21 protein-coding genes are annotated in these 20,430 nt (G+C 56.1%); 9 read left to right on the forward strand and 12 right to left on the reverse strand.

Annotated features, from left to right (window positions below):
• Window positions 1–170: 170 nt before the first annotated feature.
• Window positions 171–725 carry a hypothetical protein gene (locus NXC24_RS11795; RefSeq protein WP_158704466.1) on the reverse strand — a complete coding sequence of 185 codons (555 nt, stop codon included), beginning with the start codon at window positions 723–725 and terminating at the stop codon, window positions 171–173.
• Window positions 726–960: 235 nt separating this feature from the next.
• Between NXC24_RS11795 and NXC24_RS36240 the strand changes: the two genes are divergently transcribed.
• The 7 genes from NXC24_RS36240 to NXC24_RS11830 all read left to right on the forward strand — a co-directional run bounded on the left by NXC24_RS36240 (window position 961) and on the right by NXC24_RS11830 (window position 11,055).
• On the forward strand, window positions 961–1,215 hold the full coding sequence (locus tag NXC24_RS36240; protein ID WP_104823457.1) for a transposase: 255 nt from the start codon (window positions 961–963) through the stop codon (window positions 1,213–1,215).
• Window positions 1,216–1,560: 345 nt separating this feature from the next.
• A complete protein-coding gene (locus NXC24_RS11805) occupies window positions 1,561–3,393 on the forward strand; it encodes a sigma-70 family RNA polymerase sigma factor (RefSeq protein WP_104823458.1) in 1,833 nt (610 codons plus the stop codon).
• A 60-nt stretch (window positions 3,394–3,453) separates the two neighbouring features.
• Entirely contained in the window at window positions 3,454–4,902 is a 1,449-nt protein-coding gene (locus NXC24_RS11810; protein WP_104823459.1) for an ATP-binding protein, read from the forward strand.
• Window position 4,903: 1 nt separating this feature from the next.
• A complete protein-coding gene (locus tag NXC24_RS11815; protein ID WP_104823460.1) occupies window positions 4,904–7,708 on the forward strand; it encodes a Z1 domain-containing protein in 2,805 nt (934 codons plus the stop codon).
• On the forward strand, window positions 7,698–8,711 hold the full coding sequence (locus NXC24_RS11820; protein ID WP_104823461.1) for a PD-(D/E)XK motif protein: 1,014 nt from the start codon (window positions 7,698–7,700) through the stop codon (window positions 8,709–8,711). The genes NXC24_RS11815 and NXC24_RS11820 overlap by 11 nt, the downstream gene beginning before the upstream one ends.
• Entirely contained in the window at window positions 8,711–10,483 is a 1,773-nt protein-coding gene (locus NXC24_RS11825) for an AIPR family protein (protein ID WP_104823462.1), read from the forward strand. The genes NXC24_RS11820 and NXC24_RS11825 overlap by 1 nt, the downstream gene beginning before the upstream one ends.
• Window positions 10,480–11,055, forward strand: a complete 576-nt coding sequence (locus tag NXC24_RS11830; RefSeq protein WP_104823463.1) for a hypothetical protein — start codon at window positions 10,480–10,482, stop codon at window positions 11,053–11,055. Before NXC24_RS11825 ends, NXC24_RS11830 begins: the two co-directional genes overlap by 4 nt.
• Here NXC24_RS11830 and NXC24_RS11835 read toward each other — a convergent pair.
• Genes NXC24_RS11835 through dcm form a run of 4 tightly spaced genes read right to left on the reverse strand, consistent with a single transcriptional unit; the run spans window position 11,036 to window position 14,495 of the window.
• Window positions 11,036–11,545 carry a hypothetical protein gene (locus tag NXC24_RS11835; protein WP_158704467.1) on the reverse strand — a complete coding sequence of 170 codons (510 nt, stop codon included), beginning with the start codon at window positions 11,543–11,545 and terminating at the stop codon, window positions 11,036–11,038. The genes NXC24_RS11830 and NXC24_RS11835 overlap by 20 nt on opposite strands.
• A 25-nt stretch (window positions 11,546–11,570) precedes the next feature.
• Window positions 11,571–12,800: a type II restriction endonuclease gene (locus tag NXC24_RS11840; protein WP_104823465.1), complete on the reverse strand. Its 1,230-nt coding sequence runs from the start codon at window positions 12,798–12,800 to the stop codon at window positions 11,571–11,573.
• Complete coding sequence (locus tag NXC24_RS11845; RefSeq protein ID WP_104823466.1) at window positions 12,766–13,254, reverse strand: very short patch repair endonuclease; 489 nt, start codon at window positions 13,252–13,254, stop codon at window positions 12,766–12,768. Before NXC24_RS11845 ends, NXC24_RS11840 begins: the two co-directional genes overlap by 35 nt.
• Window positions 13,254–14,495: a DNA (cytosine-5-)-methyltransferase gene (dcm, locus tag NXC24_RS11850; RefSeq protein ID WP_104825128.1), complete on the reverse strand. Its 1,242-nt coding sequence runs from the start codon at window positions 14,493–14,495 to the stop codon at window positions 13,254–13,256. Before dcm ends, NXC24_RS11845 begins: the two co-directional genes overlap by 1 nt.
• Before the next feature lie 297 nt (window positions 14,496–14,792).
• Between dcm and NXC24_RS11855 the strand changes: the two genes are divergently transcribed.
• Complete coding sequence (locus NXC24_RS11855; RefSeq protein WP_104823467.1) at window positions 14,793–15,515, forward strand: DUF2971 domain-containing protein; 723 nt, start codon at window positions 14,793–14,795, stop codon at window positions 15,513–15,515.
• 29 nt (window positions 15,516–15,544) lie between these two features.
• Here the strand turns inward: NXC24_RS11855 and NXC24_RS35085 are convergent, their stop codons facing one another.
• From NXC24_RS35085 to NXC24_RS11870, 5 genes are all read right to left on the reverse strand, one after another.
• On the reverse strand, window positions 15,545–15,709 hold the full coding sequence (locus NXC24_RS35085) for a hypothetical protein (RefSeq protein WP_158704468.1): 165 nt from the start codon (window positions 15,707–15,709) through the stop codon (window positions 15,545–15,547).
• Window positions 15,709–15,957, reverse strand: coding sequence for a hypothetical protein (locus NXC24_RS11860; RefSeq protein WP_104823468.1), 249 nt, complete (start codon window positions 15,955–15,957; stop codon window positions 15,709–15,711). The genes NXC24_RS35085 and NXC24_RS11860 overlap by 1 nt, the downstream gene beginning before the upstream one ends.
• Window positions 15,954–17,054, reverse strand: coding sequence for a DNA cytosine methyltransferase (locus NXC24_RS11865; RefSeq protein ID WP_158704469.1), 1,101 nt, complete (start codon window positions 17,052–17,054; stop codon window positions 15,954–15,956). The genes NXC24_RS11860 and NXC24_RS11865 overlap by 4 nt, the downstream gene beginning before the upstream one ends.
• Window positions 17,054–17,833: a hypothetical protein gene (locus NXC24_RS35090; RefSeq protein ID WP_158704470.1), complete on the reverse strand. Its 780-nt coding sequence runs from the start codon at window positions 17,831–17,833 to the stop codon at window positions 17,054–17,056. The genes NXC24_RS11865 and NXC24_RS35090 overlap by 1 nt, the downstream gene beginning before the upstream one ends.
• Window positions 17,834–17,948: 115 nt before the next feature.
• Window positions 17,949–18,215, reverse strand: a complete 267-nt coding sequence (locus NXC24_RS11870; RefSeq protein ID WP_104823470.1) for a hypothetical protein — start codon at window positions 18,213–18,215, stop codon at window positions 17,949–17,951.
• Window positions 18,216–18,446: 231 nt separating this feature from the next.
• On the opposite strand from NXC24_RS11870, the gene NXC24_RS11875 reads away from it, so the two are divergent.
• On the forward strand, window positions 18,447–19,034 hold the full coding sequence (locus tag NXC24_RS11875) for a hypothetical protein (RefSeq protein ID WP_104823471.1): 588 nt from the start codon (window positions 18,447–18,449) through the stop codon (window positions 19,032–19,034).
• 134 nt (window positions 19,035–19,168) lie between these two features.
• On the opposite strand, the gene NXC24_RS35095 is transcribed toward NXC24_RS11875, so the two are convergent.
• On the reverse strand, window positions 19,169–19,486 hold the full coding sequence (locus NXC24_RS35095; RefSeq protein WP_158704471.1) for a hypothetical protein: 318 nt from the start codon (window positions 19,484–19,486) through the stop codon (window positions 19,169–19,171).
• A 659-nt stretch (window positions 19,487–20,145) separates the two neighbouring features.
• Window positions 20,146–20,367: a hypothetical protein gene (locus NXC24_RS11885; RefSeq protein ID WP_104823473.1), complete on the reverse strand. Its 222-nt coding sequence runs from the start codon at window positions 20,365–20,367 to the stop codon at window positions 20,146–20,148.
• Window positions 20,368–20,430: the final 63 nt, after the last annotated feature.

A 20,430-nucleotide genomic window follows, 5' to 3' on the forward strand; every position in this document is an offset into this window, starting at 1 on the left:
CGACGAGCATGCGCCGCGTCCCAGTTCCGCCGCTCGTTCGCAGGGGCACCGACATCGGTCGACGAAGCCACACGATCGTTCGACATCGTCATCATGACCGAGCATCCGGTCAGGCGGTTCTTTCCGGATCCCCGCCAGCCCCATCCGATCTCCGACGGCATGGACTGCTGCTATATCGAGGTCGATGGGGTTCTTGTCGCTGCCGGCGTTGGGAGAGCCGCCATCGGTTCGGAGGCGAAGTCGTACATACTTGGGGTATCGTTGTCCATGAGGCTAATGATCTTGCTGGCAACCGATCTGACGGCGTGATCTTCGTCGTCGCTCAGCAGAGGTTCGTGCCCGTATCTCGATTGCCAACCATCGCATAGAGTTCCACGGAAGGCACCGAAACGATCATGCTTCACCATCAGCAGCAATTCCCTGCAGCCGAACGCGAGGTTCGAGAGCAGCGAGGCATCCAGAAAAATTCCGACCTCCGGAACTCCGTTCAGCACAATGCTGCCTGTGCAAGCGGCCGGCAGCCGCTCCTTTTGATGCAGGACGAGATCGGACAGCAGATACAGAGCCTCCGCATGATCTAGCAACTCGATCCGTCGAAATCTTTCGAACGCCATCAACAAAGGCCGCCATTCGTAGACACTCCCTATGCAGCGACGGCCAGAAGGGAAACCTGGTCCCTGATGCAGATTATAATGAGGGCGGCTGCCGTTCTGTGTCATTGTCATGCTTCGTCCCGCTCCTTTGCCGCGATCACTATGATGTTCTGACCACCGGTTGCATGAAGCAAGGGCGAGAAAGGCCGGGCCCGATTTTCTGGACGGCTCGAACACTTGTCCATGTAGCTGATCGCAAGCCTCCGGGCGCAAGCACTGTTACAAGACACCGGTGTTCTGCCCTAGGTGCCCGCAGTCGCCTGACCTGTGATCCAGTTACCATGGATAAGCGGCGAGCAAGTTCTCCATGGAGACTACGTTGGAGGTTCTCGCAACACGTCGCGACGTGAATCGCCAATGGCCGGACGAGGTCAAGCCACGGATCGTGTCGGAGAGTTTGCGACCGGGCGTGACGGTGAACGAGGTCGCGGGGCGCTACGGGCCGAAGGCCGTCATCGAGAATGTGATCGATAAGTCGGTCATCGGCCAAACCGAGGCGCCCGAGCGGCCACTGCTCCTTGGCCGTGCGCGTGGTTCACGGCATTATCAAGAGACTTATTGATCGCCTCATCGATAATCAGCTTCGCCTTATCGTACCCAGACTCTTCTTCGAATCGCACCACGATCCGGACGATCGTAGTTCGAGATGTGCGACTGATGCGCCATCCTCGACATGAATTCGAGGAACGGCTTGTCGATGACGACAACCAGCAGTGCAAGGACAGATAAAAGAAGTGGTCTCCTTGACGAGCATTGGCCGAGAATTGAAGGTTACTGCTGCATCTTATGATTGGTTTTCTGAAAATCTCGCTAGCCTAAACCGAGAATCATTAATACCTTCGCCGATAGAACGGGGTGGGCGCATTGGGGGTATTCGCGATGATCTTTGATCCATCGCGTCTTTAGAATGTTAAACAAACAGAGTAGCCGAATCTCTCCTCTATTTCGCTTGGCTCTCGTCAAGGGAGAAGAGCCTGCGATTGTCCTGCATCTTAGAAGGGGTGCCCCGCTTGATGGGGTGGATAACCACGGCCACACGCCACTAATGATCGCGGCTCGACTGGGGCGGCGCGATCTTTGCGAGCTTCTCATAGCAGAGGGAGCAGATCCTTCGATCACGGAGCCCGGCGGCGCGTGCGCGGCCGACATTGCCGAACGTGAAGGCTGGAAGGATCTGTCTGCTCTCATACGAACCACGCTGCTCCCGCGACCTGCGGAAGCAGACCCCACGCCAGTTATTGAATTGCAGGGCGACGAAGACTCCCTCTGGATGGCCGAGGAGTCGTTCGAGGCACCCGCTGCCATCGGTGATCCAGACAACACGCTGAAGGCGATACAAGATAGAATAAGCGATCATCGGTTCCAGCAAACCGATGACGAGTGGCAGCTTGCTGACTTAGTGCTGCCCTCCGCTTCAGAATCTTACATCCCTGTGCATGTGTCACCCGGATTGCTGCGACTATTCGAAGCGGCCCTGTCGTCAGGCGTAACGACGAAGAGGAGCGTCATTTTAGCATCACAGGGATACACTAGCCATCAAAGGCGTACCCTTCTGCATGTTCTGGCGGCAGCGGATATTCGCCTTATTTCCGAGTCCGTCTTCAGGGACTTCTACGATAGCGGCACGGAAATATTCCGAAACTCGGCGGCGGCACGTGAACTCGCCGAGAACTTCAACAGTCTCATCGAGACCGGTTCGGACGCTGCCGATTCCTACATCGCAAATATAGCACAATCCCGTGTATTCACCGCCGAACGCGAGGCGCGCATCTTTGCTCGATTGACGCAGGCCAAGGATGATCTGCTGATCATAGCGAGGCAGATGCAACTTGAGCCCAACCCATCAACGCAAGCGAACTCGGATGATTATGCGGCAGCGGTTGAGGATGAGGACGTCGAGGATGAGGAAATACCTTCGCGAGAGGAAGAGATAGCCCCGGACTCGGACGAGGTGCTCTTGGCTCAAGCTATGAAAAAGCTCGAGAGCGAGGATTGGAAAACCCGCGGTAACGAACGCCGTGACCTCCGGAAGAAAGTTGACGCATATCTTAGAGCACGAGATTTGGCGATAGAAGGGGGCCTGAAGCTGGTTCCTTGGATCGCGCGGCGATATCAGAAAATGGGGATGCCCATCGAGGACCTCATTCAAGAAGGTAACATCGGTCTGATCCGCGCGGTCGAAAAGTTCGATCCTAAGAACGGTGCCCGGTTTGGAACCTATGCGAACTGGTGGATTCGCCAAGCAATCACTCGGGCTTTATCGGACAAATTGCGCACGGTTCGCATCCCTGTACATCTTGTCACCCATGTCGGAAGGTTTAATCGGTTCATCGAGCAGTTCCGGGCCGAGTTCAACCGGAAGCCTTACGTGCAAGAGATATCGGCCGGTATCGATGTTACGGTCACTCAGGCCAAACGACTTCTCTGTCTCCCACGCATCACAAGCCACGTGATCGAGGAAAATTCGCTTCGACAGTCTGTGAATGAGACGTTCGATATCACCTTGATGAATGAGCTCAGATCGACAGCAAGCTTAGTCCTCATGACTTTAACTCCGCGAGAGGAACGAGTCCTTAGGATGCGTTTCGGATTTTTTGATGAGGTGGAACTCACCCTCGAAGAGGTTGGTCACGTATTCGACGTCACCAGAGAGCGGATACGCCAAATCGAAGCAAAAGCACTACGAAAGCTCAAACATCCTTCTCGCAGTCGCGTACTGCGATCATACTTGGATCCGTGAGGTCAATCAGTGGGCCAAATCACACTATCAACACGAGAGGCACCGCCGAAGGCAGGTGCTATGGTCGAATCCCTCCGGGGGATGGGATATTCCATCTCGACAGCAATTGCGGACATTATTGACAACAGCATCTCGGCCGAAGCTGACGTAATCAATGTCAACTTCCACTGGCGAGGCCCGGATAGCGCGATATCCATTATGGATAACGGATCGGGAATGCTTCCCATGGATCTTGAGCGCGCTATGCGACTTGGGGATAAGGATCCTTCTGATGATCGTTCGCTCGTTGACCTGGGACGTTTCGGCCTAGGCTTGAAAACAGCCTCGTTTTCGCAAGCGCGTCGGTTAACGGTCCGATCGAAACGGGATGATACGTCGGAAACACTTCGATGGGATCTTGATCTTTTGCGGGCGGATCCTCAGGGGCGATGGTTGTTGCTGGAAGGTTGCCAACCTGGATCTGAACAATTTTTCGCAGCCCTTGAACCACTCACACGGGGCACCTTGGTACTCTGGGAGGTTCTGGATCGGGTCGTGCCCCCGGGGTCGAGCGACAAGGATTTCTTGCAGGTCATTGACCGGGTGGAACAGCACCTTTCGATGGTCTTTCATCGCTTTTTGGAGCGCAAATCAATCGACATCAAGATCAACGACGTCTCCATCAAGCCATGGGATCCGTTCTTGCGCTCACGGGCAGATACATGGCGCTCAGGTGAAAATGCGATGGTGGTGGACGGTCATCGTATTAACTTCGAAGGTTTTGTTCTGCCTCATAAGGATCGGCTACCACCTAAGATTTATGAAGACTCTGCGGGTCCCGACGGTTGGACCGCTCAACAGGGATTTTATGTGTATCGCAATGAACGTCTCTTGGTTGCTGGTAACTGGCTTGGTTTAGGACGTGGCCGGTCGTGGACTAAAGAAGAGCCTTTCAGGCTCGCCCGGATACGCCTCGACATACCGAATACAGCAGATGAGGACTGGAAGATCGACATCCGGAAATCGATTGCTCGCCCTCCCCATGCCGCGCGACCACGCCTGTCCATTTTTGCCGAGGATGTCAGGCAGCGCGCCCGCCGGGTTTTCGCTTTTCGAGGGAAGTCTGAACGGCGCAGTTCTGTTGGTCTCGTCGCGCCCGTCTGGGAGGTCGAGAGATTGAAGAACGGCATGCGATATCGGGTCGATCAAACTCACCCGGCAATCGCCGCTGTTCTGGAGCATGCGGGAGACCTCAGGCAGGATGTCATTGCCATGCTTCGCGTGATTGAGGAGACGGTTCCAGTCCAGCAGATCTGGCTCGATACCGCTGAAGCCAAAGAGACCCCGAAGACGGGCTTCGATGGCGCACCTCCTGAGGAAGTACGGTCGGTTATGCAAACCGTTTTCAACAATTTGGTGAACCGGAAGGGTTTGTCCGAGGAACAGGCACGCAGGCACCTCAGCACGACAGATCCATTTGATAACTGGCCGTCGTTTCTGGACACGATGACGGCATCCAGGAGAACATGAATTGAGCACTCAAAGCGTAATCAAATTTGCACAGGAACTCCTAGTCGATGAGGAGGGTACACCGATCAGCCCGGCACTCATCAATTCGAAGATCGATCAGGTGCTCGCATTCAAGCCAGCTTGGAAGCAAGACTTCGACCGCGACGCAGCGGTGACTGAACTTGTGAGGAGGTTCAGTCTATGGGTCGGGATTGATACCAAAATCAGCAGCGACGATGGACATAAACCGTGGCTGAATTCTGCCAGGAAGGCTGACTGGCGGTATTGGCAAAGATACCGGGAATACCTCGAAGCCAAAATGTCAGTCGTAGCAGTGGACGGTCTGGATCGATCGACGGACACCATCCTCGATATGCTGGAGGATCCACTCAGGGACGGCCAATGGGATCGACGTGGGCTGGTTGTTGGTCATGTTCAATCAGGTAAAACCGGGAATTACACCGGATTGATATGCAAGGCCGCAGACGCAGGATACAAGATTGTCATCGTGCTCGCAGGCCTCCACAACAATCTTCGGTCGCAGACTCAAATGCGCCTCGATGAAGGATTTCTAGGCTACGAAACCCGGCCGATTGCTGACGACATCCGGCAGATAGGTGTTGGGCTGATTGACCGTGATCCCTTCATACGCCCAAATTACGTAACCAATCGCACAAACAACGGCGACTTCAGCACTGCACGTGCAAACAACCTTGGCATCACGCCCGAGCAGCGTCCTTGGCTGTTTGTCGTCAAGAAAAACAAGACCGTTCTTGAGCGATTGCTGGGCTGGCTCAGGCAGCACGTGGCAGACGGAAAAGATGAACACGGGCGAAAGATTATACAGCGTCTTCCATTGCTCCTGATCGATGATGAAGCTGATCACGCCTCCGTCGACACTGGGGAACAGGTCTTCGATGAGGAAGGCTTGCCAGACCCGGACTATCAGCCCAAGGCGATCAACAGCCTCACACGTAAGATCCTTCATACATTCGCGCGATCCGCGTATGTAGGTTACACGGCCACACCCTTCGCGAACATCTTTATTCATGAGCGCGGCGCAACGACCGAGGAAGGCCCCGACCTCTTCCCGTCAGCTTTCATAGTCAACTTGGCTGCACCTTCGAACTACATCGGCCCCGCCCAGATATTTGGTCTGAAAAATGGCGCGGAGCGATCAGACGGGCTGCCGCTCTACAGGGAAGTAGATGATCACGTTTCAGAAGATGGTAAGGGCGGTTGGATGCCGCACTCGCATAAGAACGGCTACGTCCCGAAAATTGACCGGAAAAGTGGAATTCCGGAATCGCTTGAAAAGGCGATCTACTCTTTCCTCCTGACGTGCGCCGTCCGACATCTGCGGGGGCAGAGTGAAGAGCATTCGTCGATGCTGATCCACGTGACCCGTTTTACATCCGTCCAGAAGGCTGTTCACGAACGAGTTGACGAATTCCTCCGCGAAGTGAAGCAGCGCTTGACACGGCGCATTGGAAATAACGAGACCGAGACACGGCTGCGCAATCTTTGGGAAGAGGATTTCGTCCCGACCACCGAAGCAGCCGCCGAAGACTTTTCGCACCTCTCCGGTGATCCCGAAATTCCCGATTGGGACGACGTCCTTAACGGCCTGTTGTCTGTCATCAACGACATTGATGTGCGGATGATCAACGGGACCGCCAAGGACGCTCTTGATTACGCTGATCGAAAAGGGCTCAAGGTTATAGCAGTTGGCGGTGATAAGCTCTCGCGTGGCCTGACCTTGGAAGGACTATGCACGAGCTACTTCTTGCGAACGTCGAAGATGTACGACTCCCTTATGCAGATGGGCCGCTGGTTCGGATATCGCCCGGGATACATAGATCTATGCCGACTATACACGACCTCTGAGCTGGCCGACTGGTTTGGTCATATCGCGGACGCTGCCGAGGAGCTGCGTCAGGAATTTGATCTGATGGCCGAAGCTGGCGCAACGCCTCGTGAATATGGCTTGAAGGTTCAATCCCACCCTGTCCTTATGGTAACTTCACGCCTGAAGATGAGATCATCGAAGAGTTTGATGTTGTCATTCAGCGGGCAGGTTTCTGAAACTATTACCCTCCACAAAGAACCGGCAGTTCTCGAACGAAATTGCAGAGCTCTCGCCAGTCTGATCGATGGATTGGGACCGGGCGATATAAATCCTCAACGAGAACGAGATGGAAGCGTCCAGCAATGGCGCGGCATTCTCTGGAACTCTGTTCCATCGTCTCAAGTCACCGCTTTTCTGGCCGCCTATCAAACACATCCGGACGCGTACAAGGTCAATAACGCCCTGTTGTCGGAGTTCATAACAAAAATGAACGCTTACGGAGAGCTAACGGAGTTCTCCGTTGCCCTAATCGGCGCCCGAGGCGGGGCAACTTTCGATGTGACGAAGACAATTTCAATCGAAATGCTGAAGCGCAGCGCGAAGGGCGCGCCAGACCGATACTCGATCGGCCGGCTGCTCTCGCCCCGCGACGAGACAATAGACCTGTCCAGTGAGGAGTACAGCGAGGCCCTACGATTAACACAACTTGGTTGGAAGCCGGATCCCGCCAGATCAAAATCTGAAACACCCCCGACTGACCCGTCAGGCCCGGCTATCCGCACCGTCCGTGGCCAACGACATCCAGAACGCGGCCTGCTCCTTCTGTATGTTCTGGATCCCAAAGAGGCCGAGCTGGTTGACGAATTGCCGCCGGTGGTCGCCATGGGCCTAAGCTTTCCCTCAAGTGACTCCGGTACGAAGGTTGAATACCGTGTGACCAACATTCTCTGGACCCAGGAGTACGGCGGTGCAGACTGACCCTAACGAACTTCAGGTCGCGTGGGCGGCTCTCGCCAACGAACGTAAGGACTCGGGCTACCTTAGCATCGCTCTTGGAAGTGCAGGACCACGCTTTAGAGGGGGAATCCGTTACCCCGATCATCAGGAAGTATTGCTCGTAGGCTTCAATCTTCAATCCCCTCCGCAAAAGCAGATGCTGCCGGTTGGCCGGGGATTCAAAGTGGAGGTTTCTTCCGAACCTCTTGGCCCCGGTTTCAGCCTGTGGGTAGCATTGGAGCGGCAGCCTGGTGCTATCGCTGATCTCTTCACACAGATGGCAGAAGACGCAATCGAGGCTCTCTCGACACCTACGGCGGGATCGGAAGTGTATCTCCTTTCAGTTTTGATTGCCAGGATCCGGGCTTGGCAGGATTTCATGGAGCGTCCTCGCGCAGGTCGGCTCTCACAGGAAGAGGAGATCGGATTGTTCGGCGAAGTAGCATTCTTGGAGATGCTACTTGCCGAGCAAGTTCATCCCGACAAGGCTCTTTCATCATGGGTTGGGCCGCGAGGGGGACTACAAGACTTCATTACCGACACCGCTGGCGTCGAGATCAAAACCAATCTACGTCCCGCAGGTTTTCCAGTCACAATAAGTTCGCTCGAGCAATTGGACACCTTCGATGGCAAACTCGTCCTTCTAGGAGCGCTACGCCTGACAATGCAGAACGAGGGCCGCACTCTGCCGAGCCTCATAGATGACATCCGGCATGAACTCGAGCCCTTTCCAGGAGCACTGGGCAACTTCAATCGGTCACTGCTTTTTGCGGGTTTCGATGATTCAAGCGCTGACGAGTACACCCGCAGCTATTCAGTTTCGCAGCGCCGAATATTTCACGTTGGTGACGATTTTCCCTGCCTTCGTCGCGGGTTGGTTTCGACGGCCATCAGAAGCGCGGTCTATGAACTTGAACTCGATATGATTGACGGCTCTTCCAACGATCTGGGCCCAGTCCTGCTGCATTTTGGAGTTAACACGTAATGACACTTGAAGAATTCCTTTCGCAAACTCAGGCTGACGTTCAGGCAATGGTGAACGAGCAACTTGCGACGGATTCATGGTTGAACTCGGAGACTGCATTCACCGAGATCGTGATGCAGCACATGTCAGAGTGCGGGATGACTTTCGAGCCGACTGCTCTGCGAATCGAGCGAAAAATAGGTACATCGAACGTTAAGTTAAACGGGTACGCCGTCTCGGACGACGCTGACCAAGTCGATCTTTTCGTCACCATTTACAAGGCGACGGATAAGATTGAGAGCATACCTGACTCAGAGGTCACACGCGTTGCCGAGCAGTGCATCAAATTTCTGGGGCAGTCTGCCGATGGCCGTGTAGTGGAACTTATCGATCCTTCCGACGATGCTTACGAGTTCAGCCACACAATCAAGTCCTGTTACTCAGATCTTGATCAGGTGCGAGTCTACGTCCTTACGGATATGCTGACAAAAACCAAGATCTACAAGGCCCGTGAGGTTGCCGGCAAAGCGGTAAAGCTCGAAGTCATGGATATCGAGCGACTCCATCGTCATTGGTCCGAGGGAAAACCGAGAGACGAACTTGTTGTGAATTTTGAGGAGGTCTGCGGAACGCCGCTTCCTTGCGTTTACGTGCCGGGCGAGAACGAGGACTACGACTACGCATTGACCGCGATCCCCGGGCAAGCCCTCCGCTTGCTTTATGAGCGATATGGCGCGCGCCTCCTTGAAGCGAACGTCCGATCATTCCTGAGCCAGACGGGGAAAGTGAACAAGGGTATTCGGGAAACACTCAGAGACACGCCTGAACGCTTTATGGCATACAACAACGGGATCGTCGTGATTGCCGATGAGGTGAGTCTCGGGAAGGCATTGGATGGTTCCACCGGACTGTCCTGGCTGAAGGGCATGCAAATTGTGAATGGTGGACAGACCACCGCGTCGATCTATTTCACGAAGCGCCGAAACCCGGAAACGGATCTGTCCCGGGTGCGCGTCCCCGCCAAGATTATTGTTCTTCATCGCCATGACCCTGAAGCGGAGGAAGCCCTGATCGGGGACATCTCGAAGTTCGCCAACAGTCAGAATGCGGTAAAAGTAAGCGACCTCTCCGCGAACAAGCCCTTCCATGTCGAAGTAGAGAAGCTCGCCAATTCAACCTATTTGCCGGACGGAACGGGGCGATGGTTTTATGAGCGCGCAGCCGGCAGCTACAATGTGCTGCTTGCCCGCGAGGGCACCACCCCCTCCAAGCTGAAGAAACTCAAGGATAGCATCCCTCCTGCACGCAAGATCACCAAAACCGATCTCGCAAAGTATTTGCAGGCATGGGCAGGCAGGGCTGATCTCGTCTCCTTGGGCAACCAGAAGAACTTTGACCGCTTCATGGCGGACGATGCCTCAGAGATCATGCCGGATGTATCAGCCTATAAGGAAATGATCGCCAAGGCGATTATCTTCAAGACCACCCATAAGATTGTCAATTCACGGGGCTATCCACAAGCCAAAGCGAACATAACGGTATACTCCATTACCGTCCTATCTCACCTTACCAAGGGACGGCTCGCGCTCGATGCGATCTGGCAACGCCAGTCAGTTTCACCGCAACTACATTCCTATATTGGTGATATTGTTTCCAGCGTGGAAGAGGTACTCCGGCAGACAGCCGGATCGAGACAGATCTCAGAATGGGCAAAGAAGGAGGAGTGCCTCAGGGTCGTACTGAACGCGCCGTTCAATAGTCCGCCGTCGGGGCTTCCGGAGCTTTCCAGATGAGCTCGTCGCGGTTTTGCGGCGTTGTTGTGAAGCTTTTGAGCGTTGTGGAAACGGACTCCTCAAGATCCAACCAGCATGAGTTCAATGGATCCCGCGCTCTCATCGGCCTTTTCGGAACGGAACAGCCTCAACGCTTCAAAGCTCTGTTCTTGCGATTGGAAGACGGTGGCGAAATAGCTCGCTCAGATGGCTCCCTTACCTGGTATGATGCGAGAGCTCGACATCCAACGCGCTCGGAGTACCGCCTCTACTACTACGACAATCCTGTAACCAAGCGCGCCATGCCCGGTGATACCATCATCATCGGGCTGAAGACCGATGGAAGTCTGGTCGTACTTTTCATATCGACGTTGAGCAAGGCTGCAGCTTTTGTCTACGCGATGTTCGGGATCGAAATCGCGCCCGGTGCGGCCTTCATATCAATCGATGCTACCGCAAGTAACATGGCGCTGGGAGTGGATTCTGATGACACTGGCTGGGAGGGGGATGACACTGACGCGTTACCGGAAAGCAATTTTGATCTCACCATCATCAGAAAGATGCAGGAGATCCTCAACCGCGTGACCGACTAGCAATGTCGCAAATCCGGCGCGATTGCTTCGCAGACTGCTGCCGCAATTGCGCTGCCTGACAGAAATCTTCATTTTTGTTGGAACGCTTAACCTCGACGTATTTCCATTCGTCCTTATCTTCAGCGTCAGTGACAAAGATGAACCAGTCGCGAACCGTATCGAAAAGCCAGCCTGAAGCTCTTATCCGCGTGTCATACACCTTTGCTTGGTAACAATGCCCTCTCCACGGCAACAGAAGCTTAGAGCCATTCAACAAAAAAACTTCTTCCCAGTTGTGTCCGGCGGTGCTCCTTTCAAGTTCCTCCAATGTCGACAAGCGCCATCCCGGAGATAGATTTTCGGGTGGGCTGAATGGAACCGCTTTACAACGCACGAGCTGTCTGGCCTGCCGAGTGATGAACTCCACAGGATCTACAGCACCATGAAACCTCACGATAATCTCGTTGTAGAGGTCTCTCGGAATAGGAACGTAGATCGGCGCGTCGGTCATGTCGGTTGAGCCACTCGATGTGGGGTCACGCTGTACGAACATCGCCGATGAATTCTTCGAACGTGATGAGATGAGGTCGCACCGTCTCAGGATAGGCATCATGAATTCCTGAGGGAACCACCAACCGCACGCCGGCTTCCGTCATTTCACGGAATTGCGCCTCCGACACGCCTTCCTGTAGCGTGAGAAGATGTTTGGTCTGTATCCTGTCCGCTTCGTTGATGATCTGTCGCCATCGATCCTTGCAGGTCGTCTTGGCGGCCAGCATGCGGAGCCGACCGGACGGGAATGCCGGATCTTCGTAGGCTGCAATACTAGGAAACAGGAAGTCCGGCCTTTTGTTGGTCTCGATAACCGGGTTGTGGACGAATGCAGTCCCCGGGGCGAGGCCTTCCTCCTCAAGGATGGCAGCAGTATGATACTCCAAGGACTTGCCCGCTCGGGATTTTCGGCTCTGCAAGATCGTGTTCGCGAGCCCGAGAAAACCATCGATCGAATGAAAGCCTTCTTTGATTTTCGGCAGCCAGCTTGCTTCCTCGATCGACTTGAAGATTTCGAACTCGCATGTCCTTCGGCGCAGCAGGCGCACGTCAGCAGTCGTTCCGGTTGCCGATCGCAATGCGATGGTTTTCGCAATGATCTCGCGCCCCGTAGGAAACTGAATGAGCCACTCGGCCGGGATCTCATGCGGCTGCAGCCAGCACGATGCCCGCGACGGGGGAGACCAACTGAAGAGATCAGCCTGCGGCTCGGACACGCCAGGCCGCCAGATTACCGGTATCTTTGGTTCGACAGGGCCCAAGCGCTCTTCAATCAGATCAGCCTCTGTCCCTTCGCCGCCGCACACCCATACGTGGCAATCGGCCGGGGTAGCGTCAGTTTCTGGTCTGAACGCGAAGACCGCAAGTGCGCCTGTGCTATCGGGATCCAGCAGTGCTGACTGCGCTCCGCCGAACCCGGTCAGCCGCGTTTCGTTGCGGGTCTTTCCGTGAAGCTTCGAATTGTACCAGATCGCTCTGATGGTCTGCACATCCGGGTGAGAGTCGACATACAGCTCGAATTTGGCATCGGGGTTCAGAACTTCCGGCTTCTTGATGCTCGGCACCATCTCGAACAGGAATTCTTTGGGAATGTAAGGCCCAGCCTGATGGCTTTTGTTGGCCAGGGTGTCGTTCCCGGACAGGCGCTTGGCGTACCAGACGAATCCGGGGCGGCCGAACTCATCCATCCAGTCGGTCAGATCCGCCAACGCCATGCCTAAGTCCCTCTATTTCCCCCGATGGCTCAGGTGATTCGAGCCACGCAACGATCGTGTCGATGAGCTCGGGAAAAGGCAATCTGGTTCTCCCTTTAAGCGCGCATTCCCATACCGTCAGATGTCGCCATCCCAAAGTCCGAAGTTCCTCGCGGACGCGGACGTCGCGCTGTTGGTTGCCCTCGATCTTGCTCCCCCAGAATTCGGTTCTGGAGGACGGCAGCTTGAACAAGTGGCAGTCGTGGCCATGCCAGTAGCAGCCCTCGACAAAAATCACCGCCATGCGCGAAGGGAAGACGAGGTCAGGTTTTCCAGGAAGTCGCTTATCATGGATACGATATCGCCATCCGAGAGCAAACAGTGCCTTTCGGATAGCGATTTCCGGCTTAGTATCTTTGCCTTTTATGCCAGCCATCATCTGGCTGCGTTTCTCGGGGCTGACGATGTCGACCATTACGCGCGCTTGCGGATCACGTCCTCGATTTCTTGGTAGTCTAAGATGTAGGGCTTCATGAGTTCTGCCACCGCCTTCACCGCGGGCACAGCAACGCTATTCCCGAACTGACGGTAGGCTTGCGTATCGGAGACAGGGATTCTGAAATTGCTTTCGCCCGGGCCGTCGAAGCCCATCAGACGAGCACACTCGCGAGGGGTCAGACGGCGGGGGTTGCTGCCGTCGCCACGGCTGATGAGAATCTCACTACCATCCTTGTGATACCGGGCGGACAGCGTACGAGCGATGCCTTCCCGACCGAACAGACCAAAGCCGAAACCATTACCTGCCGCCTTATGCTTCTGAGCATAGGCCTGAAGATATGCCCAGAGCTTGTCGCTCAGCACATACTTGTTGGAAACACGTCCGATGTTGCCATCCGTGAAAGGCTTTTCCGGCGCCTCTTCTCCGTTCTCGGGGTGAAGGATTGTCTTGAGGGTTGGCCCTTTGAGGACGTCGGGGATCTGCAGGTCGTTGAAGCTGAATCCTTGGTCCGTGCGGAAGCCGACGATAAAGATGCGCTCGCGGTGCTGCGGCAGCCATGACTTAGCGTCGAGAATCTTGAACTGGATCGTGTAGCCAAGCTGGTTCTCAAGGACATCGCGGATGACGGCGAATGTCCTCCCTTTGTCGTGGTTAACGAGGTTTTTGACATTCTCGAGCAAGAAGGCCTTGGGTCGATGGTAAGCAAGGATTCGCTGAATCTCGAAGAAGAGCGTCCCCTGAGTCTCGCATGCGAATCCGTGCGGTCGGTTGAGGGCATTCTTCTTCGAAACCCCTGCGATCGAGAAGCTCTGGCATGGAAATCCTGCCAAGAGAACATCGTGCTGAGGGATGTCCTGTTCCCTGAGTTGCCGGATATCCCCCCAGATCTCATGATCGTCGTCCGGGAAATTGGCGCGATAGGTCTGCTGGGAATGTTTGTCCCACTCGCAGGTGAACACGCACTTGCCCCCGATTGAGTCAAATCCACGACGCAGCCCACCAATTCCGGCGAACAAATCAATGAACGTGAAGGAATGGTCCGGAGCAACACCACAACGCTCTAGCCTTAAGGATTCGAGCTTGTCCATGACGACCTTGCGCGGAACGTTCTCCCCCGATTCCCACCTGTAGACTTGTCGCTCGTTGTAGCCCAGTTGCTTGGCCGCCTCAGGAACGCTCAAGCCAGCCTTCTGGCGGAGCGTGGAGAACTCGGACATAGAATCACCTCGCGTCATCTGGGAATCTCTCTGACATCTCGACAGAATTTTATCCATAGAACATAAAGAGAACATTAACAAGATAGTTCCGGGTCCGTTCCTGCTCCATACGCGTTGCTCCATCCCTGACTCGATGGCCGGAGGACGACGGCCGAGATGTCGAAACGGTGTCTACAGGGCGGCACTGCGGCTTCTCGAGCGATCGGAACGGGTGCGAAGATCTGCGGCTGGAGACCTTGAACGCCTCGATAAAGTTGTTCCATAACTGCCGCTTCAACCTGACGGAAAGGCAACTCCATGGCGACAATTGAAGCATACAGCCGACCAAGCACGCTCTATCGCCTTCGTCCGCTCACGGACGACATCCTGGAGCGCGAGATCAAGGCAATCACCGACAGGTACGTGTTCTGCCCGACCTATACGGAGATGAACGACCCGATGGAAGGAAACCATCGAGAGAGCGCCCTGCTCAAAGAGAGCAAGAGCTACGGCCGCAGCATCACGGAGGTTCGAGACGCGCTGAACGGGTTCGGTATCGCTTCGTTTTCCGAGAGCAAGTCGCACGAGCCCATGTGGGCGCACTATGCAAGCAATTTCGAAGGGATGTGCGTGGCCTACGGCATGAAGTCGCTGCTCTCCCATCTTCCGAAGAACTGCGAGTTTGTGAAGATGACGTACAACGAGCAGGCACCCATCCTTCTTCGGAACTACGAAACGGCATCAAACCGAGCCAAGCTCATTCTTTCATGTAAGTCTATAAAATGGGCGGGCGAACGTGAGTGGCGCCTCATTCGCCCTGAACGTGGCCCTGCCTCATATCGAAAGGGCGAATGCGTAACCGCCGTTTACTTGGGTTCAAGGATCAAGGCGGATCACAAGAAAGCAATCCTGAATGCGATGACGAAGGCCGATATCCGGGTCTACCAGATGGACATCGACTCCTATGATGTCAAATTCAAGCGGGTTACCAAGCCGAAGCTCGTGATCAAGAGGAAGCCTGCAACAACAGCTTCAAAGTGAAGAGGCCGATGAGTTGATCCCGGCCTCTGTCATTTCTGCTCATCCATTTGCTTTTCGATCCGCTCCCATATCCGCGCCGTCCGCTGCCATCGGCCTTCGGTTTCCTCCGGCTCCTGCTGTTCCTGATCTCGCAACGATTGCTTCCAGTGTGCAGCACGCTCGAGCCGTTTGGCAAAATGATTCTTCCTGGTCATCAAAACATCTCCCGCTGCCCGGCATTCTCTCGCTGCTCGATCTCGTCCAGGCTGCCTTCGCGGTGCCAGTGTTGGCTGGCTCGTGGAAAGAACCCGGGCTGCCATTGCGTTCGCAAGGTGTCGGTCTTCTCGTCCCAAGTGTGCTTGATCCAGCGCGACTTTGAGACTTTCGGCTTCGTCGACTGCGATGTCATGGTCTCTTCGTATGCGGCTTGCTTTGCCGCAGCTTTCGCAACGCGCTTGCTCATGCCGCCATCCTTTCCTGTTCAGCGGCTTCCACGGCCTTCAGCAGCCGGTAGCCCACAAATTCCATGACGGGCACCGACATCGAATTCCCGACCCCACGATACCGCTCGATGTCGAGAGTCGCGCGCCCGCCAACCGCGACATCCGTCCATCCATCCGGAAAGCCCTGCGCACGCTCGCATTCGAGTGGGGTCGGTCGGCGAACGGTGCCGTCGGAGAAAACGAGGACGAAATCGAGCTCATTGCCCTGACCCGCCGGGCGAGACATTCCGGCTCCGCTCGCATTGAGCGTGCCGAGCACCGGAGGCCAGATCAGGTCTCCAGAGCCGATCTCACGGCTGCCGGCATCTGCTTGTTGCGGGCCGCGGCGCGACGAAGGATCCCGGTTTTCGCAGTCTCGCTCAGCGAATATGCTTCCTGCGTCGACGGCTCCGTCAAAGCTTGCGACAAGGAACACGCGCTCCCGGCGTTGTGGGACTTCGAAATATTGAGAGTCCAGGGTTCTCCAGCAGATGGAGACGTCGGCATTTCCATGCTCGTCTCTTGAAAGCACATGACCAGCATTCGTCCATCCGCCCCTTGGCGACTCCACAGGATGTCCTCCCGACCCGCTACCGGCGAGGCCAGCCAGAAGACATCCGAATCCATTGGTTTTGTCACTGAGAACTCCTTTCACGTTTTCCCAGATCACGAATCTGAGGCCATTAATTTCCCGCATCCGCGCAGCCAGTTTCGCGAATGCCAGGGTTAGATTTCCGCGGTCGTCGCCCAGGCCCTTGCGAAGTCCGGAGATCGAAAACGCCTGGCACGGCGACCCTCCCTCGAGCACGTCGATCTGGCCGAGCGCGCGGAGGTCGTCGTCGGTGATCTGCGTGATGTCGCCAAAATTGACGACGGACCCGCCGGGGATGGATCCGTACTTCCGACGCTCGAAACCCTTGCCATGCGGCAGGTATTTCGGAGCCGTCGCATTACAACGCTGATTGAGGACATGGCACTGAAACGCTGCCGGCTCGCAGTACCCGACGAAACCGTATCCGAGGGGCTTCCAGGCGACCGAGGCGGCGCTGATGCCGGAGAAGGTGGACAACACCCGCATCAGAAATCCTCCAGGTCGGCCATCGCGCGCTGCACAGCGGATTCGAATGGCTGGATTTCGTCGCCACGCTCGATGTCGGCGACCGCGGCTTCGAGGCGCTCCACTTGCGATGTCGTCACCTGCGTCATCCATGGTCGGTACTCCGTCGAGAAAGACCACAGGCTATATCGGCAGCAGTCCGCGATCCCGCAGAGGGTCGCATCCGCCTCGTCCGCAGCGCGGCCGAGGTAATCGAATTGGTCGCGTAGCTGCCAAGCGCCGATCCTCCAGCGGCTCCGCAGGGAAGCCTTCGCATCGAGTGGTGGTGGTTTCACGCTCTCGCGCGTCGGAATGCCGACAGCCCATGCCTGCGTGACCTGACCGCCGAGCTTATCGGCGACCTCCCGGATCCTCAGGGGATGCGGATGCCGATCACGGACGAGCCCGGCGTTGTCGTGCGCGTGCCAGGTCGGAATCAAATAGAAGCGTTCCGCACTGCCGGCTTGCTCGACCCGATATGGATGCGCGGCCGCCTTCCAGTAGGCATCGACGGCAAGATCCCGGATCCTGTCGAAGGTTTCCACTGGGATCCGACGGTGGGCAGCCGTGCCGTAGCCGCGGCCGTATGCCGTCAGCGTCGTCGGTGACAGGCCAACATGACGAGCGGCCTCGTCATGCGACACGCCGTGCGCGTCCAGGACACTCATGACATCACGATAATGCGCGGTGATTTCACCGATCGTGAGGTGGTAAGTCGGCTGCACTTCCTGCGGCGGCTCGACGAAGATTTGTAGTTCCAATTCAGACTCTCCCTGGTGTTTTTGGTGCGTTCCCACGGTCGTCGTTGTCATCTGTGTGATTTTGGCTACCGCGACCTCCCGGAGGAGGTTTCGGCTCCGGCCAACGGAGCCATCGTCAGACGGCTTGTAGGGCGTGCCAGTCGAAGCCGATCAATACGATCGGCTGACCGCTTTTATTGATGCTGAGGTGGACATATTCGCCTTCCCCGTCGAAGAGCGCCGGGAATCCAAAAATGGTCTTGGCCAGAGTTACGCGGGCGGGCAGTACGAAGTCCTGACTGTAGTCGCCGCGGTACTCGTTTGCGCCACCTCCGTCGAGCGACCAATCGTCAGCGACGTTCGCGAAACCGGAATGCGTCTTGTAAAGTGTCACGGTAGTCATTTCAGATCTCCTTGTCTTAGCGCCTTAAGGGCGCTGATATGACAATGCTGTATCCGTCAGCCGATACAGGCAAGAGTGAAAATCCAAAAAATTCATTGTCAACAATTACTTAGGTTAACGGCCTTCGGTTTATCCGACAATTGTTCACGGATTTATCCATGATGTTTTCGACCGTTTGTCGCTTTCGGCCGCCGGCAGGACTCTGACCTCATCGAACAAGGAGGTGTCGTCATGATTGGGAAGAAGAAATCGATGTGGAGCTTGCTGAATCCGCTCGAGTGGCTCAACGCCGCCATAGGGCTCCTCGCCGTCGTATTCGGGCCGCTACTGAGATGGCTCGGCATGCTCACGCCGCCGCGGGCAGAAGGATTCGAAAACATCCAGAAAGAAGACGTCGATGACGCGAAGAAGCTCGCCGAGGAACAGGAAGCCGCCGTCGACGCGATCACCCGGGAGATGTCGCCTGCAGAGGTCGTCCGCGCCTACGCAAGTGCTGATGCTGCCGGCCGCGCAACGATGGATCTTTCCGCGCTCGACATGGAGGAACAGGACTGGCTGCTGCGGCTATCGGACGAGGATCTCGACAAGCTCGGCATGTCGACACCGAGCGGCTGCGCGCGGAGCCTGGAAGCGAAGGAAGTGCTCCCGAGCTACCCGAAGGCAGCGCCAGAAATGGAAACGCCCGAGATCTATGCGATCCCGAGCGACGAAGAGAATGAAGAGGCGAAGCGCGAATTCATCAGCGCGCGGTTCCGAGAGCTATTTCTCGTCCCGGGAATACCCAATCCGAATCCCAAATTTGTCAGCACCCTTCACTGACATCTTGAAGCCGCCCTTCACAGGGCGGTTTTGCAGTTCGAAGCGGCGCAACGCGTCCCAAAGCTCGGGAATTTCGAACAATATATCCCCAAACTGCTTCACGAGGCCTTCGTTGGACAAGTCTGGGATGATGCTCATGCGGCTGCTCCGCGCAGACGGTCGATGTGAGCCTGCCGCTGTTCGAGCGCAATGCAGAGACGACGGACTTCAGCTTCGAGTGCGGCGACGTGGCGGACAGCACGAATGGCGACCCGCCCGAGTTCATCAGCGCGACCGCGAGCTTCAGCCAACTCACACGCGTAGCGGTACGCCGCGCGCTTCTCACGGCGCTCTTCGGCAGCCTGGAGACCAGCGGCATGCGCGTCCCCGAGACTGCCCACGATGCCGGCGGTGATTAGTGCAAGCTCGCCAGCGGCGCGGCTTGCAGGGTCGCGAGATGTGAAGATCGTCATACGCAGCACTCCTGTTGAACACGGGAGTCGACGCTATACGGACCCTAATCGTTTGGGAGCCCCATTTCTTCCGGAAGCGTTAAAAGAGCACGATCGCTATCGCTTGATCTTACCGAGCTTCAGAGTGTTTCCACGATTGTTACCACATGTCGTGCAGCGTAACCGCGGCATCAACGTCACAATGAGCACCTTTCTGCCAAATCGACGTCCGATGTCCCAACGGTCGAGCCAGCCGACATGGTGACAGTTTTGGCAGCTACCGCCGAGCAGATACCATTGCTCGAGCTTGTCGAGCGTGAGGCAGTCGTCCGGAGTCTGTCGAAGGGAGAAAACGGCCGATCCCGCCGCCTGGTCGGCCTCGGCAGAGAGGGAGCGGCGGATCCGGTGCGCGCTCGCACGTCATGCGATGTCTCTGGTTGAGGTGGACGAGGACTTTTCCGGGTCGCTCGCGGACGGCCGCCTTGAGCGCCGCGACAGACACTGCAAAGACCGTCGACCGCGATATCGTCTCAAGAAGCTCGCCGCCGGCTTCAGGAGGATCAGACCAGACTTCTATTCGATATGGAGCATCAGGCGGCTCCGATCCAGATCCACGGCGGATGCCTTCTCCTACGGTGTATCCCGTGTCGGCGCCTGTCCCAACGAAGTCGATGCCTTTCCTATGCTTCATGTCCGCGCTCGTACTGCGGCTTCCAGCCGCGCGAGATCCCTTTGCTCATCAGATTGGACGCGATGTAGAGCTGGTCACGGAGGAAATCGGCGTCCTCGAGCAATTCCCGGATCGCGGCGAGCGCATCACCATCGAATGCGTTGAGCACAGACACGGCTAGATCCACGTCGGGGGGCGACTGGGCGCCAGTTTCGGGGGCGAGCTGGGTCATGGTATCTCCTTAGGAATTGCTTCCGGTGTCAACGGATTTTGTTCCTATTTTGTTCTCAAGGAC

The sequence above is a fragment of the Rhizobium sp. NXC24 genome, assembly GCF_002944315.1.
GTDB lineage: Bacteria > Pseudomonadota > Alphaproteobacteria > Rhizobiales > Rhizobiaceae > Rhizobium.

Bases quoted from the DNA above. Each gene is read 5' to 3' on its own strand.
- NXC24_RS11810 (WP_104823459.1), top strand. From the start codon at position 3,454: ATGGTCGAATCCCTCCGGGGGATGGGATATTCCATCTCGACAGCAATT.
- NXC24_RS11855 (WP_104823467.1), top strand. From the start codon at position 14,793: ATGGCGACAATTGAAGCATACAGCCGACCAAGCACGCTCTATCGCCTT.
- NXC24_RS35095 (WP_158704471.1), bottom strand. From the start codon at position 19,486: ATGACGATCTTCACATCTCGCGACCCTGCAAGCCGCGCCGCTGGCGAG.
- NXC24_RS36240 (WP_104823457.1), top strand. From the start codon at position 961: ATGGAGACTACGTTGGAGGTTCTCGCAACACGTCGCGACGTGAATCGC.
- NXC24_RS11865 (WP_158704469.1), bottom strand. From the start codon at position 17,054: ATGCGGGTGTTGTCCACCTTCTCCGGCATCAGCGCCGCCTCGGTCGCC.
- NXC24_RS11795 (WP_158704466.1), bottom strand. From the start codon at position 725: ATGACAATGACACAGAACGGCAGCCGCCCTCATTATAATCTGCATCAG.
- NXC24_RS11860 (WP_104823468.1), bottom strand. From the start codon at position 15,957: ATGAGCAAGCGCGTTGCGAAAGCTGCGGCAAAGCAAGCCGCATACGAA.
- NXC24_RS11875 (WP_104823471.1), top strand. From the start codon at position 18,447: ATGATTGGGAAGAAGAAATCGATGTGGAGCTTGCTGAATCCGCTCGAG.
- NXC24_RS11885 (WP_104823473.1), bottom strand. From the start codon at position 20,367: ATGACCCAGCTCGCCCCCGAAACTGGCGCCCAGTCGCCCCCCGACGTG.
- dcm (WP_104825128.1), bottom strand. From the start codon at position 14,495: ATGTCCGAGTTCTCCACGCTCCGCCAGAAGGCTGGCTTGAGCGTTCCT.
- NXC24_RS11835 (WP_158704467.1), bottom strand. From the start codon at position 11,545: ATGACCGACGCGCCGATCTACGTTCCTATTCCGAGAGACCTCTACAAC.
- NXC24_RS11825 (WP_104823462.1), top strand. From the start codon at position 8,711: ATGACACTTGAAGAATTCCTTTCGCAAACTCAGGCTGACGTTCAGGCA.
- NXC24_RS11840 (WP_104823465.1), bottom strand. From the start codon at position 12,800: ATGGCGTTGGCGGATCTGACCGACTGGATGGATGAGTTCGGCCGCCCC.
- NXC24_RS11870 (WP_104823470.1), bottom strand. From the start codon at position 18,215: ATGACTACCGTGACACTTTACAAGACGCATTCCGGTTTCGCGAACGTC.
- NXC24_RS11805 (WP_104823458.1), top strand. From the start codon at position 1,561: ATGTTAAACAAACAGAGTAGCCGAATCTCTCCTCTATTTCGCTTGGCT.
- NXC24_RS11830 (WP_104823463.1), top strand. From the start codon at position 10,480: ATGAGCTCGTCGCGGTTTTGCGGCGTTGTTGTGAAGCTTTTGAGCGTT.
- NXC24_RS35085 (WP_158704468.1), bottom strand. From the start codon at position 15,709: ATGACCAGGAAGAATCATTTTGCCAAACGGCTCGAGCGTGCTGCACAC.
- NXC24_RS11845 (WP_104823466.1), bottom strand. From the start codon at position 13,254: ATGGTCGACATCGTCAGCCCCGAGAAACGCAGCCAGATGATGGCTGGC.